Consider the following 14,904-nt stretch of genomic DNA (forward strand, 5'->3'; position numbering starts at 1 on the left):
TCAGTGGTCGGAGCCGGCTCGCGGTATCGCGCGGACGTAGCTGCTGTCCGCCGCAACGGGTCCAAGGCTCCGGGCCCCGCCGGGAGAGCCGATGGGTTCGTCGCGGCCTGGTAGCACGGTCTGGAAGAACTCGATTGCGTCGGCGACGAAGGGTTCGAAGTCCTCGTCGTCGTCCCGGTCGGAGGCGATCGCCTCCACCGGGCAGGCCGGCTCGCAGGCACCGCAGTCGATGCATTCGGCGGGGTTGATGTACAGCTTGCGTTCGCCCTCGTAGATGCAGTCGACCGGACATTCCTGCAGGCAGGATCGGTCCATGACGTCCACGCACGGGGCCCCGATGATGAAGGTCATGAGGTAACTCCCTGCGCTGGCACGTAGTTGTCGGTAGCGCGCCGGGCGGCGAGGTGCCGGCCGGCGCCGTAGCCGAACGCCAGGGCCGGGCCGATGGTCGCGCCGGCCGCCCAGTAGCCGTCGTTGGACGGCGACGCGGCGCAGTTTCCCACCGCGTACAGGCCGGGAACCGGGTCACTGTTTTCGTCGAGCACCTGGCCGGTGGTCGTGGTGCGCGGCCCGCCCTTGGTGTCAAGGGTCCCGAGCCCGATCAGCACCGCGTGGTATGGCCCCGCCTCGTGCAGGGGCGCCATCACCGGGTTGGGTCCGCCCCCGGCACGCCGTTCACCGGTGAAGAACCTTTCGATCGGCTCGACACCACGACCGTGGTCTGCATCGACGCCCGCGGCCGCCAAGTCGTTGAACCGCGCGATGGTCGCTGCGAGGTTTGACCGGAAGTCACTTCTCAATCGCGCGCCACCGGTCACGGATCGTAGTGAGTGCAATCGGCTCTCGAGCCCCGCGCACAACTGTTCCCAGCTATCGCCCGAGACGAGGTGCGAGGTGGATTCCCCCGGCAGCGCGAGCGGGTAGGCGAACTGTTCGGTGGAGAACAGTTGCTCGGTTCGGCTGTCGAAGAGCAGCACCAACAGCTCCGGTGCACCGTCACCGAGGTGGATTTTGGCCCGATCACTGTAGAACAGCTTCTCGTTACCGACGCGGCGCCCGGCGAGATCCACGATCAGCGACGAATCGCCTGGGGCCACCCACATTCCGGCTCGCGTCTCGGTGGAGCCCTGGTGAGTGTGCTCGATCGCGACCTGGTCCCACCATGCACACTCCATGTTGTGCAGCGGGATCCCGAGGGAGTCGAGGGCGCCGAGCGCGTCACCGGTATTCGCCGGGGCGGCGCACCCGCCCCAGACCCGCGCGGGCAGGTGCTGTTCCCTGCGTCCCGGGTCGTGGGTGAAGCCCCCGACCGCGAGCACCACACCGAGTCGTGCCCGGACCTCGCGGTCGCGGGCGTTCTCGAGATCGCGGACGACCGCACCGACCACCCGACCGCCGTCGACGAGCAGGTCGGTGAACGCCTGACGCGTCGCGACCCGGACGCCCAGCCGCCGCGCGGCCGCGGTCAACTGCGCGACAAGATCGGCACCACCGGTCGGCCGGCCCTCGTCGTCGGCGGGGCACAGGGCCCGGCCATACACCCCGCCCTGTTCCGGCAGGCCCATGTGGTAGTCCGGGAACCGCAGTGCCATCTCGATCGTGGAGCGCAACGCGCCGATGCCGCCGAGGAACTCGACCGCTTCGGATGCGAGCCCGTAGTAGCCGCTGATGAGGTCGTGTTCCCATTTGGTCAGCCCGAGCAGGGCATCGTCGGGGCGGTAGCGGTCGGGGGCACTGACTCGGGCCATGTATCGAACGGCACGGTCCTCGGGATCGTCGATGCCGCGTTCGTCCATCAGGTGGTTACCGGGAATCCAGTAGACGCCACCCGATTTCGCGGTCGTCCCACCCACGGTGCCGGCCTTCTCGAATAGCTGCACGGTGCATCCTGCCGCGGCGGCGGTTACCGCAGCCGCGAGACCCGCTGCGCCGGAGCCGAACACCACGACGTCGGCCACTGAGTCGGCTTCGCCCGCTCTCACGTCAATGCCACGAGTGTCAGATCTCATCGCGACTGCTCCTTACTCGCCCCGAGGCGCGTGTCCAACTGAACGACCCTGAGGCCGAAGCGCCATCCGTCGGGGGTGCGGACCAGGTTGTCCGTGTAGCGACCGGTCGCCATGAGTGTGGGCTGTTCCTGGGTCGGGTAGCGGCGAAACATCAGCAGGTTGCAGCGTTGCTCGGCGCGATCGCCGTCGACGGTCACCTCGGGATCGAGGGTCATGTGCAGGATGCCCCATCCACGGGACCGGCAGAACTGAGCGAGCTCGGTGTGCCCGGTGTACGTGACGCCTTCGCCCGCGACTTCCAGGCGCCCCGATTGCAGGAAGGTTCCGGCCCACTCGGTCGCATCTGCGTTGTCGAAGCACCGGTTGTAGGTTGCGGTCAGCTCGCGGATCGCCTGCCAGTCCGCGAAGTCGACACCGGTGGCGCTAGACATAGCGCGCCTCACCGGTCGCCGCGGTGCGCCAGTCGTCACCGGTGTCAAGAGTCATCGCGACACCGGCGGTGCCCGGGCGGGCGAGCGGATCTGCCTGCCCGAACACCTCCGCGTTCTTCTCATGTGTGCGAACGGAGTTCAGCAGCATTCGGCGGGTCTTGACTACCGCGATGTCGCTGGTGCCCAGCTTCTCCCGGCTGCGGTCGACAATCGGGCCCTGGCTCTCCTGGATCGCGACGTCCTCGAGGACCAGGTTGGTGAAGCCGGAGAAGTGCCCCGCGGCCATGAGGGCCCGGTCTTGACCCCAGCTCTGCTTGCCGCGGACCAGCTCGGCGAAGTCGTCCGGCGCTCCCGTCAGGTCGCGGTACCAGAAGTGGGTGTCGGTGTCCTCGGTGAGCGGATGGTCATCATTCCACCGGATGAACCATTGCCGCGAGTGTTCGTCGTCGATCGGTGTCCCGATGATCGCGATCCGGTCCTCGTCTCCGGTCGGGATGTACGCCGTCCACGGCATGACGAATTCGGTGACCCGCACGTGCATCCGGTCCGCGCCCGCGTGTCGGATGGCGGCGAAGCGGATGCCGTAGCCGGTGTCATCGGATTCGTAGCGCGGCGCCGAGTCTTCCGCCGTCTCGCCCAGGCTGCCGCTGCTCTGACCCAACCACGACTGGTGAAGGATCGACACGTGCGAGGAGTCCAGCGTGCCCTCCACCGCCTGCAGCCAGTTGCAATTCGTCTCCGCTGCCAGGGCGCGGACGTGATCCGCGGGGACATCGACGAACGGGAACCGGGGAAACGGCGGCGGATCGTCGTGGGCTCCGAGATACACCCAGACCACCCCGCCGGCCTCGCGTGCGGGGTACTTGCCGACCGCGATCTTGTCGGCCATGTCCGCCAGGCGCTCCGCGGGCTCGGACGGCACCTCCACGACCGTGCCCGTGACGTCGATCTTCCAGCCGTGATAGATGCACCGTAGGGCGCAGTCCTCGTTGCGGGCCAGTGCCAGCGAGGCCCCTCGGTGCGGGCACGCCTCGTCCAGAAAGCCCACTTGTCCATTCGTGGCTCGGAAGGCCACGAAATTCTCACCGAACAGCCGGACCTGCACGGGCGCGCCGTCGGCGACCAACCGCTCCGAGCGGACCGCGGGCGTCCAGTACTCGCGGAGGTACGCGCCCATCGGCGCTGCACCCTCTACTCGGGTCAGGAGTTCGTTGTCTTCATGCGACAGCATGCGGATCCTCCACTCGTCCACGCCTCACAGTTGGGCGGGCTGAATCAGCCTCGGGGCCAAGCCCTTCGGGCGAAGAGCTGGCTGCATCCAGGGGGCTGAACTGTTATCCTGTCACTCGGAAGGGTAACGCGGTCTCGTGGCGGAAAGCAAGACCCGGATCACATCGACATTTATTCGTGGCCCGCACCACACCGTGAAGGCGGGTCCGATCACACACAGGAGGTAACAATGCAGATTCCCGGAGCAGTAGCCGTGGTCACCGGCGCCGGCGCGGGGTTGGGCCTCGCCACCGCGCAGATGCTGTCACAGCGCGGCGCCCGAGTCGCGGCTCTCGACCTGACGGCCCCGCGGGGTGAGGCCACCGACACCTGGCTTCCGCTCGCCGCGGACGTCGGCTCGGCCGCCGAGGTCGACGCGGCCTTCGACGCGGCGGTATCGGCGCTCGGCCGGGTGGACATCGTCGTGCACTGCGCGGGAATCGCCGGCGGATTCCGCCTGATCGGCAAGGACGGACCGGTCGATCCCGCTCGGTTCGCAGCTGTGATCGAGGTGAACCTACTCGGCACGTTCCACGTCCTGCGCGCGGCGGCATGGCGAATGAGCATGAACGAACGTCCCGATGGCGGTGAGAGTGGCGTAATCGTCACCACCGCGAGCATCGCCGCATACGAGGGGCAACAGGGTCAGCTGGCCTACGCCGCGTCCAAATCAGGTGTCATCGGCATGACACTGCCGGCGGCGAGGGAACTGGCACAGTACGGGATCCGGTGCGCCACAATCGCACCTGGAGCGTTCGAGACCACGCTGACCACGGACCTGCCCGCGGCGTTGCAGGATCAACTGACCGCGTCGGTCGCCTACCCGCCGCGCCTGGGCAAGCCGGCAGAATTCGCCGAGCTCGCGTGCGCGATCGTCGCCAACGAAATGCTCAACGGAGAGGTCATCCGCCTCGACGCCGGGGCCCGGCTGTCCAAGCGGTGACAGGCAGTGCGCGGGAAGGAGCGGGCGTCAGTTCGCCGCCCGCTCCTTCGCTCCGCCGGAAGCCCGCGGTCGAGTGCGTAGTCCGTCGAAGGCCATGTCGATGATCTTGTCGACCAGCGGCCGCAGCGGTCCGTGCTGGTCCTCGTGGTACCAGAATGCACACCAGCTCATGCTGCCCATGAGCCCGTTCACCGTGAGCTCGGGATCGACCTTACGGAAGATGCGCTTGCGTGAGCACTCCGCGACGACCTCCTCGAAGGTCCGCTGATACTCACGCACCACCGCGGGCTGATGACGACCGTCCGGCGAGGATGGCGAGGTCCACAGCTGCATGAAGCCGACCAGCACGGGGGACGATATACGCAGGGTGCAGTGCTCGGCGTGGAAGTAGAGCAGCTCGCGAAGCCGCTGATCCGGCGCCAGGTCGCTGCGCTCGGCAATCTTGACGAGCTCGTGATCCGCGACCTCGGTGAAGCGCGCCTGGATCAGCTCGACCAGCTCTTCCTTGGAAGCGAAATAGGTGTTCAGGCTGCCTTTCTTGATGCCGACGGCGTCGGCGATGTCCTGCAGGCTGGTGCCGTCGATGCCTTTCTGGCGGATCAGCTCGATGGCGGCGTCCAGAACTTCGGCGTGCCGCTCGGCGGAGCGCTTGGGTGGCATCGTCTTTCCCCTCCGGCAGGTAGGCGTGGCCCACGCTTACCGCGGCGGCGGTTGGCCTTCCGCCGTGGCACGCAGGCCGGGCACCGTTAGCCTACCGAACGTCTGGATGGCGTCGAGCACCGCGTCGTGCGGCATGTAGGGGTGATAGAGGCGGAAGCACAGGTGCGAGTCGGTTCGGCCGGCGAAGCGCTGTTCGTAGGGCCGCAGGGCGTCGGTGACCTCATCCGCGGTGCCGATGAGATTGTACTGACGCACGGCCCCTTCCGGTGTGAGGTTGGCATCCGGCGCGACCGGATCACCGGCCTCCTCGGCGGCCCAGCGGGCGTGCACATCCTGGGTGTAGGTCATCCCTTTCCCGGCGATCTTCCAGCCGAGTTCCGGATCGTCGGCGATGAATCCCGATCGCAGTTGACCGAACGAAAATGAGTTCCGTCGCTCGTCGGGTGCCGATTCGAGCACGCGGGAATAGGTCGACATGATGGCGTCGAAGGGAGCGCACACCCCGAAGTAGCCGTCGCCCAGTCGCCCGGCGCGGGCGAGTGCCCGCGGGCCGGTGCCTCCCAACCAGATGGGCGGGCCGCCCGGGGTGAACGGCTGTGGTCGGACGATCGCGCTGTCGATCTGGTGCACCCGCCCGTCGAAGGTGAATCGCTCACCCTGCCACGCGCGCCGCAGGACCTCGACGGTCTCCTCGAGCGCCCGGCCCCGAGTGGCCGGGTTGGCGCCGAAGGCCCGGAATTCGCTGCGCCGCCATCCCGTTCCCATGCCAAGGATGAAACGCCCGCCGGACATCTGGTCGAGGACCGCGACGTCCTCGGCCAGCCGGAGCGGGTCGTGGAAGGGCGCGAGGAGGACCGCGGTCCCCACGACCAGCCGGGTGGTGCAGGCGAGGATCGCCGACGCGAGAGGCAGCACCGAGGGCAGGTAGCCGTCGGCCGCCCCGTGATGTTCGCTCAGCCAGATCGAATCGAGACCGACCGCTTCGGCCAGCTTCGCCTGCTCGATGATCCGGGCGTACTCGTCCCGAAAGGTGATGTCCTCACCCGGCGGTACCTGCCCGGTATACAGGCCAAGTCCATACTGCATTGCGCTTACCTCCGCTGTTCGAATACCACTGTCAGACAGCTCATTTTGATGGGGGCAGGGTGACCCAGCCGCCGCCGTGAACCGCAATCTCGGCACCGCTCACGTAGGAGGCGTCCTCCGAACAGAGGAACGCGACCACGGCAGCAACCTCCTTGGGTTCTCCCCCACGGCGCGCCGCAATCGCCGCGATGTTGGCCTCGAGCACCGCCGGATCGACGTCACCGACGATGTCGGTGAGGATCGTCCCCGGCAGCACCGCGTTCGAGGTGATACCCCGACGTGACACCTCGAACGCCAAGCTCTTCGACATCGCCAGCAAGGCACCCTTCGAGGCGCCGTACCCACTGTCGCCGGGGCCGCCGGTCGCGCCGAGCACCGAGCTGATGAACACCACGCGCCCCCAACCGGCGTCGTACATGTGGGGCAGCGCCGCCCGGGTCACCGACCAGGCCCCGCGGACATTGGTGTCGAGCATTTGATCGAACTCGTCTGGGGTCTGTTTGATCATCGCCCGGGAACGCTGCACCCCGGCGTTGTTGACCACCACCAGCGGCGGGCCCAGCCGACTATCGGTTTCGCGGACGAGGTCCTCCCCCGCACCCTCCTCCGAGACATCCGCCTGGATAGCGACGGCCCTGCCGCCGTTCGCAATGATCTGCTTCACGATCGCCTCGGCGTCGGGCTTGGACCTGGCGAAGTTCACCGCGATGCTGTATCCCTGTGCGGCCAGGCGCAGCGCGGACGCGGCTCCGATTCCGCGGGAGGCACCCGTGACGAGCGCGACTCGTTCCTGCCTCTTGTTCGAACTGGTCATGACACATCCCTTTCGTGCGCTACCCAGTGCGGACGACGCAGCGCCAATTTGTCGATCTTGCCGGGCCCAGTGCGAGGCAGCTGGGTGTGAAATTCGTAGGAGCGGGGGATCTTGTAGCCGGCGATCAGCTCGCGACAGTGCCGGTCCAGGTCGGCCTCGGTCGTCGCCGAACCCGGGCGGATCACCACCGCGGCGTGCACCTGTTCGCCCCATTGCGGTGACGGAACGGCGATCACCGCGGCCTCGACGACGTCGCCGTGCTGGGCGAGCGCGGCCTCGACCTCGGCGGCGTAGACGTTCTCGCCGCCGCTGATGATGGCGTCCCCGGCCCGGCCGACGATGTAGAGGTACAAGTTCTCGTCGCGGTACGCCAGGTCCCCCGACCAATACCAGCCGTCCCGGAACCGTTCCCGGGTGACCTCGGGTTGCCGCCAGTAGCCGACGGCGAAGTTCGGTCCGCGGCCGACGATCTCGCCGATCTCGCCGACCTCACAGTCGGTGCCGTCCGGCCGGACCACCCGCACCTCGACGCCCACGACGGGGCGGCCGGCGGAGCGAAGGACCTCGCTGCCGAGCAGACGGTCTTCATTCGGCAGGAAGCTCAGAATCGGTCCCGCCTCGGTCATGCCATACGACTGGGTGAAGGAGCAGCCCAGCCGCGCGATGGCCCGGTCGAGCAGGGCGGGCGAAATGGGCGCGCCCCCATGCACCACGAGTCGCAGCGATGAGAGGTCGGGGACTCGGTCAATCCTGTCGAGATACTCGAGCAACAGGGTGAGCATGGTCGGTACCAGGAAGGTGCAGGTGACCCGTTCGGTCTCGATGGCGCCCACCACGGACTCCGGATCGAAACGGGGAATCACCACATGTCGTCCCCCGGCCCAGGTCATCGGGTAGGTCGACATCCCGTCGCCGAGGTGGAACATCGGCGAGCAGTGCAGATAGACGTCGTCGACCGCGTAACCGAGCCCGGCGATCATGTGCAGCGCGTTCGCAGCGAGGTTGCCGTGGGTGAGCATGGCACCCTTGGCGCGTCCGGTCGTGCCGCCGGTATAGAAGATCGCTGCCAGATCGGTCGAGCTCGGCTCCGGATCGCGGTCCGCGACGCCCTCGTCGGCCGGATGCGCGAGCAGTTCCTCGAAACCGATCGCACCGGTTCCGGCGGACCTGGCAAGCGCTTCCGCGCGGGCCTGATGCGCCGGGTCCGCGACCAGGATCGCCGGCTCGCAGTCCTGCACCACCTTCAGCAGTTCCGCATCCGCGAGCCGCGCATTGAGCGGGACCAGGACGTAGCCTGCTGCCGGCACCCCGAAATAGGCGGCCAGATACGCCGCGCTGTTGGCCCCGAGGATCGCGATCCGGTCGCCCCGCCCCGCCCCGCGCCGCGCCAATCCCGACGCCAGGCGATCGCACCAGGACAACAGCTCGGGGTAACTGAGCCGGACGTCGCCGTCGACCACCGAGACCGAGGCGCCGTGCAGCCCCGCCGCTCGGCGCAACGACCACATCAGGTTGGGGGCCACCGTGACCGCGGTACCGGCGTCGGTCGCATCGGGCAGCGACCACCGCACGTCCGGTGCCACACTCAGGGGTGGGGTGTTCTCGGGCATGGGCGCTCCTTCGGGTCCGGTCATTGCGCGTAGGTGAAGAAGCCGCGTCCGGTCTTTTCGCCCAGGAGCCCGGACTCGACCATGCGCAGCAGCAGCGGCGGCGGCGCGAACTGCGGGTCCCGGAACTCCTCATACATCGAGGTTGACGCCGCCAGCAGAATGTCGAGGCCGACGAAGTCGGCGAGCGACAGCGGCCCGATCGGGTGAGCGCAGCCCTCCACCATGCCCTGGTCGATATCGGCGGCGGAGGCGAAGCCTGCCTCGAGCATCCGGACGGCGGAGAGTAGATACGGCGTCAGCAGCGCGTTCACGACGAACCCTGCCCGGTCCTGGGAGCGGATCACCAACTTCTGCAGGTCATCGGTGGCGAAGCGCTCGACACGGTCGATCGTCGCCGCCTCCGTGTGCAGCGTCGGGATGAGCTCGACGAGGCGCAGCGCGGGCACCGGATTGAAGAAGTGCAACCCGACGACACGTTCGGGGCGCGTGGTCGCCGCCGCCAACTTGGTGATCGAGATGGAGGAGGTATTGGAGGCGAGGACGGCGGTGGGGCTGGTCACCACCTTGTCGAGCGCGGCGAACAATTCGCGCTTCACGGTCTCGTCCTCGACGATGGCCTCGATGACCAGCTCGCGGTCCTCGAGTTCCTCGAGCGTGCCCGTGTAACGGAGCCGGGACAGCGCCCCGGTGCAGTCGGCGTCGGTGATCTTGCCACCCGCCACCGCACGGCGGAGCGAGCTCTCGGTCCTCGCCCGTGCCGCGTCTGCCTTGTCCGAATCTGCCTCGCAGATCACAACGTCGGCACCAGCGAGCGCGCAGACGCGCGCGATGCCGGTTCCCATGAGGCCGCCACCGACGACGCCTACCTGATCGATAATCAATTCTTGCTCCCTAGCTAGTGTTTGCAGATATCTGATTCACCCGACGGTCGATCACAATGACCCTCAGGCCGCGACCTAGTCCTGCTGCGGACCCACCAACCACGTGTCGTTTCCCGCGATCACCGTGGACAGATCGGGTGCGCGGCCCTGGGCCCCTGCCTCGACAATCTGTTCGTTGACCAGATCGTCGTAGGCGGGACGGGCCACATCCCGGAAGATACCGAGCGGAGTGACGCCGTCGGGCCGGTCCGCCAGGCGCGAAAGCATGAAGGCAAGCGACGAATCGTGCTCGTGGACATCGTGAACCAACACTGAGCCGGAATCCACGTCATCGAGCGCCACGACTTCCAACCCGCCGCGCGTGCCGGCTCGCAGGCCCCTTCTGGTCGTGGTCCCGAACACCATCGGTTCGCCGTGCTGCAGCCGGATAGTGGTCTCACCCCGGGTGTCGGGATTCTTCAGCGGGTCGAAGGCGCCGTCGTTGAAGATGTTGCAGTTCTGCAGGATCTCCACCAGCGCCGTTCCACGGTGCTGCGCGGCCGCCCGTAGGACACCGGTGAGATGGGTGCGGTCGGAGTCGAGTGTGCGCGCGACGAAGGTCGCCTCAGCACCCAATGCCAGAGATATCGGATTGAGGGGCCGGTCCACCGATCCGGCCGGCGTCGATTTGGTGACCTTGCCGGCCTCGCTGGTCGGCGAGTACTGACCTTTGGTCAGGCCGTAGATCTGGTTGTTGAACAGCAGAATCTTCAGATTCACGTTCCGCCGAAGTGCGTGAATCAAATGGTTTCCGCCGATGGACAGGGCATCGCCGTCACCGGTGACGACCCACACGGACAGATCCGGGCGCGATACCGCCAGACCCGTCGCGATGGCCGGGGCGCGACCGTGAATGGAGTGCATCCCGTAGGTGTTGAGGTAGTAAGGGAACCTCGACGAGCAACCGATCCCCGAGATGAAGACCATGTTCTCGCGGGCAAGCCCGAGGTCGGGCAGTAATCCCTGAACGGCCGCCAGAATCGCGTAGTCCCCGCACCCGGGACACCACCGCGCCTCCTGATCAGTCTTGAAGTCCTCGGACGTCAGTGTTCTGGTGGTGGCGGGAACCAAACCCAGGCCCGACATCGGAGTCGGCGACCGGATAGGGTTGTCGAACAGGACAGGGTTTTCGAGCATGTCAGATCAGCTCCTCGATCTGCGCGGCGAGTTCCGCCGAGCTGAACGGCAGGCCGCGGACGCGGTTGTATCCGACGGCGTGGACGTCAAAAGCGGCTTTGATCAGAATGCGGAGCTGACCGAGATTGAGTTCCGGGACGAGCACCGTGCGGTAGCGGGCCAGGGCGTCGCCGGTATTGGCCGGAAAAGGATTCAGGTGGCGCAGATGGGCCTGCGCGACGTGGCCACCGCGTTCGCGAACATCACGCACGGCGGAGGAAATCGCACCGAAGGTCGATCCCCAACCGAGCACGAGGACCTCCGCCCGATCACCCGGGTCATCAACCTCGAGAGATGGCATATCCGCCGCGACGCCCGCGATCTTGGCCGCGCGGACCCGCACCATCGCCTCGTGATTGTCCGGATCCGAGGAGATGGTTCCCCGGCCGTCAAGCTTCTCCAGCCCGCCGATGCGGTGCTCGAGACCGGGCGTGCCCGGCACCGTCCACGGCCTTGCCAGGGTCTCCGGGTCCCTCAGATACGGCCAGAACTCGCCGCCGCGGTTCGGCTCCGTAGCAAATCCAACTCGGATGTCGGGGAGATGGTTCAGGTCGGGCAACCGCCACGGCTCCGATCCGTTCGCCAGATGTGCATCCGAGAGGATCACGACCGGCGTTCGGTACTTCGTCGCGATCCGGACGGCCTCGTACGCGATCGCGAAGCAGTCCGACGGCGAGCGCGGAGCCAGAATCGGGACGGGCGATTCGCCGTTGCGACCGAACATCGCCTGCAGCAGATCCGCCTGCTCGGTCTTCGTCGGCATCCCAGTCGACGGGCCCGCCCTCTGAACATTGCACACCACCAGCGGCAACTCCAGAGCAATCGCCAGACCGAGAGCCTCGGCCTTGAGGGACATGCCGGGACCGCTCGTGGAGGTCACCCCCAGATGTCCACCGAACGAGGCGCCGATCGCTGCCGCGATCCCCGAGATCTCGTCCTCGGCCTGAAATGTCCGCACCCCCTGCGCCTGGTGGCGAGCAAGTTCATGCAGCAGGTCGGACGCCGGCGTGATGGGATAGGCGCCGAGGAACAACGGGATACCTGCCGTCTGAGTTCCCGCGAGAAGCCCATAACAGAGGGCAAGGTTTCCAGACACGTTGCGGTAGCGACCATCCGGCATATAGGCCGGACGAACCTCGTACCGGGTTGCGAAGGTTTCAGTCGTATCGCCGAACGCATATCCCGCCTGGAACGCGGCCACGTTGGCGTCGGCGATCTCCGCACGCTTGCCGAACCTGCGGCGCAAGTACTCGACGGTCGAGTCGGTAGGACGGTCGTACATCCAGCAGAGCAGGCCGAGCGCGAACATGTTCTTTGCTCGTTCGGCATCCTTGTTGCTGATGGGGAACCCGCGTAGCGCCTCCACCGTGATCGAGGAAAGCGGAATGGCATGCACGCGATAGCTCTCCAATGAGCCGTCCTCGAGCGGGTTGGTGCCGTATCCGACCTTTTTCAGAGTGCGTCGCTTGAACTGGTCGCTGTCGACGATGATCTCGGCCCCGGCCTCGAGGTCTCCGATATTCGCTTTCAGTGCCGCGGGATTCATCGCCACCAGGACATCCGGCGCATCCCCGGCCGTATGGATGCCGTGGTCCGCGAAGTGCAACTGGAATGACGACACGCCTGCGAGCGTTCCCGACGGTGCCCGAATCTCGGCAGGGAAGTCCCGCAGGGTAGCCAGATCGTTTCCGAAGAAGGCCGTCTCCCCCGTGAATCTGTCACCGGTCAGCTGGATGCCGTCGCCGGAGTCTCCGGCAAACCGGATGATCACATTCGATAGTTGCTTGGTGCCGACGGAACTGCAGTCCATAGGGGTCACCACTCCTCGCTGACGCGTTCAAACCATGCACCGTACGGCGCGACTATCTCGGTCATCGGTGGCGATCACCGAACCGAGCTCAGATGTGTGAAATCTATCTCCTTCCGAACGGAAGGTCAATGGCCTTGTATCGCGACTCGCGCACACGCCCCTCCTGTTGCAGCGGCCGCATCTCGCACCCGTTCAACAAACCAACACCTACACGCGACGCCCCGCCATGCACGGGACGCCGCGCCTTGGCTCCAGGACACGGTCGGTGACACCATCGGTTTCCACTGCTTGATCGCGCAGATTTCAGTGACAAGACGGCCGGATGCCCCAACGCCGATCCCGAGGCCCCACGTCATCGGTGCACCATCACGAACAAGCGCCTACGACGACTGTGTACATTTTGAACGCATCACATGCCGTCGCATTGCTGCATGCACCACCGCCGAATCGGACCGGTGTCAGTTCGGAATGAGATCTCCCCAGACCGACATGACCCCGCGCCGGATGGTTCCGGCCGACCTTGGCGGCGCCCGGGCGAGTCGCCCAGGCCCAGCGTTCTCGTCGGACACCCCGAGACAGAAGAAGACCCGCAGCCACTCATCCCGCGACCCACCCGGGTCACCGCGATGCCGGGCGGCCCGTCACCGGTCGCGCTGCAGAAAAATTCAGGTAGTCAGGTCGCACGCGCGCCCTGCGCTCCCTGCGCCTCGAAGTTTGCCGCCGACCCGAATGCCCTCGTGAACAACAGAATCCGTTGACAGCCTTACGACGGTCGTATACCTTCCAATCGTTAGGGCAACGTGATGGGGTTCACACTCCGCACTGCCCAAACGAATGAGAAAACTGGTCCAAAGCATCTCCGAGCGATATGTCGACCGAATGGAGTCAGTAATGGCGCTTGATATCCACAACCCGGATGTCGAAAGTCAGGGAAGAGGGCTCGTTCGGTCAGAGCCGACATTTCTACCAGACCCCGGCCCTCGGGAATTATGGTGCCCTCTCATCTCAGTGGACGATCATGTTCTCGAGCCCGCCGATATCTTCACCAGTCGTACAAGTTCGCGGTATCGCGACCTTGTACCAGCAGTTGTCCCCGACCAGGAGGGCATCCCGTATTGGCACATTGAGGACGACCGAATCCCCATGCGCCTCACAATGTGCGGAGCAGTCGGAAGGCCCATCGAAGAATGGAGCCTGGCGCCTCAAAAGTACGAAGACTTCCGGACCGGTGTGTGGGACGTTCATTCACGAGTCAAAGATATGGACCTCAACGGGGTATACGCATCTCTCAACTTTCCATCCTTCGTCTGGGGATTCGCCGGCAAACGGTTGAGCGGAATGCGTGATCGCGAGGTCGGTCTCGCCTCCGTTCGGGCCTACAACGACTGGATGCTCGAGGAATGGTGCGGCGCGTATCCCGACAGATTCATCTCATGCCAATTGCCGTGGCTCCTTGACCCTGAGGTAGCCGCACTGGAGATCAGGAACAACAAGGAACGCGGATTCCAGTCGGTAACATTCTCGGAGAACCCCGAGGGATTGGGGCTCCCCTCCCTCTACTCCGAGTACTGGGACCCCTTCTTTCGCGCATGCGAAGAGACCGAGACCGTAGTCAACTTGCACGTGGGGTCCTCGGGATCGATCTGCCAACCGAGTGCGGCATCCCCTGCAGATGTCACAGTCGCACTCTTCCCGTTGAACTCCATACAGGCAGTGGTTGATTGGATCTTCTCCCGGATCCCACTGCGTTTTCCGAAGCTGAAGATCGTACTGTCCGAATCCGGCGTCTCATGGGTGCCGATGATCATCGAGCGACTCACGCGTTCGTACCGGCAGGCTGCCAGCTCGGAGACATGGAGCACGTCAGACCCGGACCCAGTCGACATCCTGCGACGAAACTTTTGGTTTACGTCGATAGAAGATCCAGCGGCATTCCGGATGCTCGACATCATCGGCGCCGAGAAAGTTATGGTCGAGACCGACTACCCGCATGCCGACTCCTCGTGGCCTGATTCGCAAGAACTTTTCAGTCGAGACATGAAATCACTACCCCGCGACACGATCGAGAAGCTCTGTTTCCGGAATGCGAGTGCTCTCTACCAACACCCGCTCCCCCCCTCGGCACTAATCGATTCATCGCTCATTTCCCGGCATTAACCGTCATCAAGGCCATCTA

13 protein-coding genes are annotated in these 14,904 nt (G+C 65.8%); 2 read left to right on the forward strand and 11 right to left on the reverse strand.

Features of this window, described 5'->3' with window-relative positions; translation table 11 throughout:
• Genes fdxA through HYG77_RS33220 form a run of 4 tightly spaced genes read right to left on the reverse strand, consistent with a single transcriptional unit; the run spans window position 1 to window position 3,671 of the window.
• Complete coding sequence (gene fdxA, locus HYG77_RS33205) at window positions 1-351, reverse strand: ferredoxin (RefSeq protein WP_208963876.1); 351 nt, start codon at window positions 349-351, stop codon at window positions 1-3.
• Entirely contained in the window at window positions 348-2,009 is a 1,662-nt protein-coding gene (locus HYG77_RS33210; RefSeq protein ID WP_208963877.1) for an FAD-dependent oxidoreductase, read from the reverse strand. Before HYG77_RS33210 ends, fdxA begins: the two co-directional genes overlap by 4 nt.
• A complete protein-coding gene (locus HYG77_RS33215) occupies window positions 2,006-2,440 on the reverse strand; it encodes a nuclear transport factor 2 family protein (protein ID WP_208963878.1) in 435 nt (144 codons plus the stop codon). Before HYG77_RS33215 ends, HYG77_RS33210 begins: the two co-directional genes overlap by 4 nt.
• Entirely contained in the window at window positions 2,433-3,671 is a 1,239-nt protein-coding gene (locus tag HYG77_RS33220; protein WP_208963879.1) for a Rieske 2Fe-2S domain-containing protein, read from the reverse strand. The genes HYG77_RS33215 and HYG77_RS33220 overlap by 8 nt, the downstream gene beginning before the upstream one ends.
• 228 nt (window positions 3,672-3,899) lie before the next feature.
• Between HYG77_RS33220 and HYG77_RS33225 the strand changes: the two genes are divergently transcribed.
• Complete coding sequence (locus HYG77_RS33225; protein ID WP_208963880.1) at window positions 3,900-4,652, forward strand: SDR family NAD(P)-dependent oxidoreductase; 753 nt, start codon at window positions 3,900-3,902, stop codon at window positions 4,650-4,652.
• Window positions 4,653-4,679: 27 nt separating this feature from the next.
• Here HYG77_RS33225 and HYG77_RS33230 read toward each other — a convergent pair whose 3' ends face one another.
• From HYG77_RS33230 to HYG77_RS33260, 7 genes are all read right to left on the reverse strand, one after another.
• Window positions 4,680-5,312 carry a TetR/AcrR family transcriptional regulator gene (locus HYG77_RS33230; RefSeq protein WP_208963881.1) on the reverse strand — a complete coding sequence of 211 codons (633 nt, stop codon included), beginning with the start codon at window positions 5,310-5,312 and terminating at the stop codon, window positions 4,680-4,682.
• Window positions 5,313-5,348: 36 nt separating this feature from the next.
• Window positions 5,349-6,398 (reverse strand): LLM class flavin-dependent oxidoreductase, encoded by a 1,050-nt coding sequence (locus HYG77_RS33235; protein ID WP_208963882.1) that lies wholly within the window; start codon window positions 6,396-6,398, stop codon window positions 5,349-5,351.
• A gap of 40 nt (window positions 6,399-6,438) precedes the next feature.
• Window positions 6,439-7,212, reverse strand: coding sequence for an SDR family oxidoreductase (locus tag HYG77_RS33240; protein WP_208963883.1), 774 nt, complete (start codon window positions 7,210-7,212; stop codon window positions 6,439-6,441).
• A complete protein-coding gene (locus HYG77_RS33245; protein ID WP_208963884.1) occupies window positions 7,209-8,822 on the reverse strand; it encodes an AMP-binding protein in 1,614 nt (537 codons plus the stop codon). Before HYG77_RS33245 ends, HYG77_RS33240 begins: the two co-directional genes overlap by 4 nt.
• A gap of 20 nt (window positions 8,823-8,842) precedes the next feature.
• Entirely contained in the window at window positions 8,843-9,703 is an 861-nt protein-coding gene (locus HYG77_RS33250) for a 3-hydroxybutyryl-CoA dehydrogenase (RefSeq protein ID WP_280123332.1), read from the reverse strand.
• A 75-nt stretch (window positions 9,704-9,778) separates the two neighbouring features.
• A complete protein-coding gene (locus HYG77_RS33255; RefSeq protein WP_208964249.1) occupies window positions 9,779-10,828 on the reverse strand; it encodes a 2-oxoacid:ferredoxin oxidoreductase subunit beta in 1,050 nt (349 codons plus the stop codon).
• 52 nt (window positions 10,829-10,880) lie between these two features.
• Entirely contained in the window at window positions 10,881-12,728 is a 1,848-nt protein-coding gene (locus tag HYG77_RS33260) for a 2-oxoacid:acceptor oxidoreductase subunit alpha (protein WP_208963885.1), read from the reverse strand.
• 891 nt (window positions 12,729-13,619) lie between these two features.
• Here HYG77_RS33260 and HYG77_RS33265 point away from each other — a divergent pair.
• The gene (locus HYG77_RS33265) at window positions 13,620-14,885 is read left to right on the forward strand and encodes an amidohydrolase family protein (RefSeq protein WP_208963886.1); all 1,266 of its coding nucleotides are present in this window, start codon (window positions 13,620-13,622) and stop codon (window positions 14,883-14,885) included.
• The last annotated feature ends 19 nt before the right edge of the window (window positions 14,886-14,904 follow it).

Source organism: Rhodococcus sp. ZPP, from assembly GCF_017656075.1.
GTDB classification, from domain to species: Bacteria; Actinomycetota; Actinomycetes; order Mycobacteriales; family Mycobacteriaceae; genus Rhodococcus_F; species Rhodococcus_F oxybenzonivorans.

What these genes read in the sequence shown, in the direction of transcription:
- HYG77_RS33245 (WP_208963884.1), bottom strand. Translation starts at nt 8,822, where the DNA reads ATGCCCGAGAACACCCCACCCCTGAGTGTGGCACCGGACGTGCGGTGG.
- HYG77_RS33210 (WP_208963877.1), bottom strand. Translation starts at nt 2,009, where the DNA reads ATGAGATCTGACACTCGTGGCATTGACGTGAGAGCGGGCGAAGCCGAC.
- HYG77_RS33225 (WP_208963880.1), top strand. Translation starts at nt 3,900, where the DNA reads ATGCAGATTCCCGGAGCAGTAGCCGTGGTCACCGGCGCCGGCGCGGGG.
- HYG77_RS33240 (WP_208963883.1), bottom strand. Translation starts at nt 7,212, where the DNA reads ATGACCAGTTCGAACAAGAGGCAGGAACGAGTCGCGCTCGTCACGGGT.
- HYG77_RS33255 (WP_208964249.1), bottom strand. Translation starts at nt 10,828, where the DNA reads ATGTCGGGCCTGGGTTTGGTTCCCGCCACCACCAGAACACTGACGTCC.
- HYG77_RS33215 (WP_208963878.1), bottom strand. Translation starts at nt 2,440, where the DNA reads ATGTCTAGCGCCACCGGTGTCGACTTCGCGGACTGGCAGGCGATCCGC.
- fdxA (WP_208963876.1), bottom strand. Translation starts at nt 351, where the DNA reads ATGACCTTCATCATCGGGGCCCCGTGCGTGGACGTCATGGACCGATCC.
- HYG77_RS33260 (WP_208963885.1), bottom strand. Translation starts at nt 12,728, where the DNA reads ATGGACTGCAGTTCCGTCGGCACCAAGCAACTATCGAATGTGATCATC.
- HYG77_RS33220 (WP_208963879.1), bottom strand. Translation starts at nt 3,671, where the DNA reads ATGCTGTCGCATGAAGACAACGAACTCCTGACCCGAGTAGAGGGTGCA.
- HYG77_RS33230 (WP_208963881.1), bottom strand. Translation starts at nt 5,312, where the DNA reads ATGCCACCCAAGCGCTCCGCCGAGCGGCACGCCGAAGTTCTGGACGCC.
- HYG77_RS33265 (WP_208963886.1), top strand. Translation starts at nt 13,620, where the DNA reads ATGGCGCTTGATATCCACAACCCGGATGTCGAAAGTCAGGGAAGAGGG.
- HYG77_RS33235 (WP_208963882.1), bottom strand. Translation starts at nt 6,398, where the DNA reads ATGCAGTATGGACTTGGCCTGTATACCGGGCAGGTACCGCCGGGTGAG.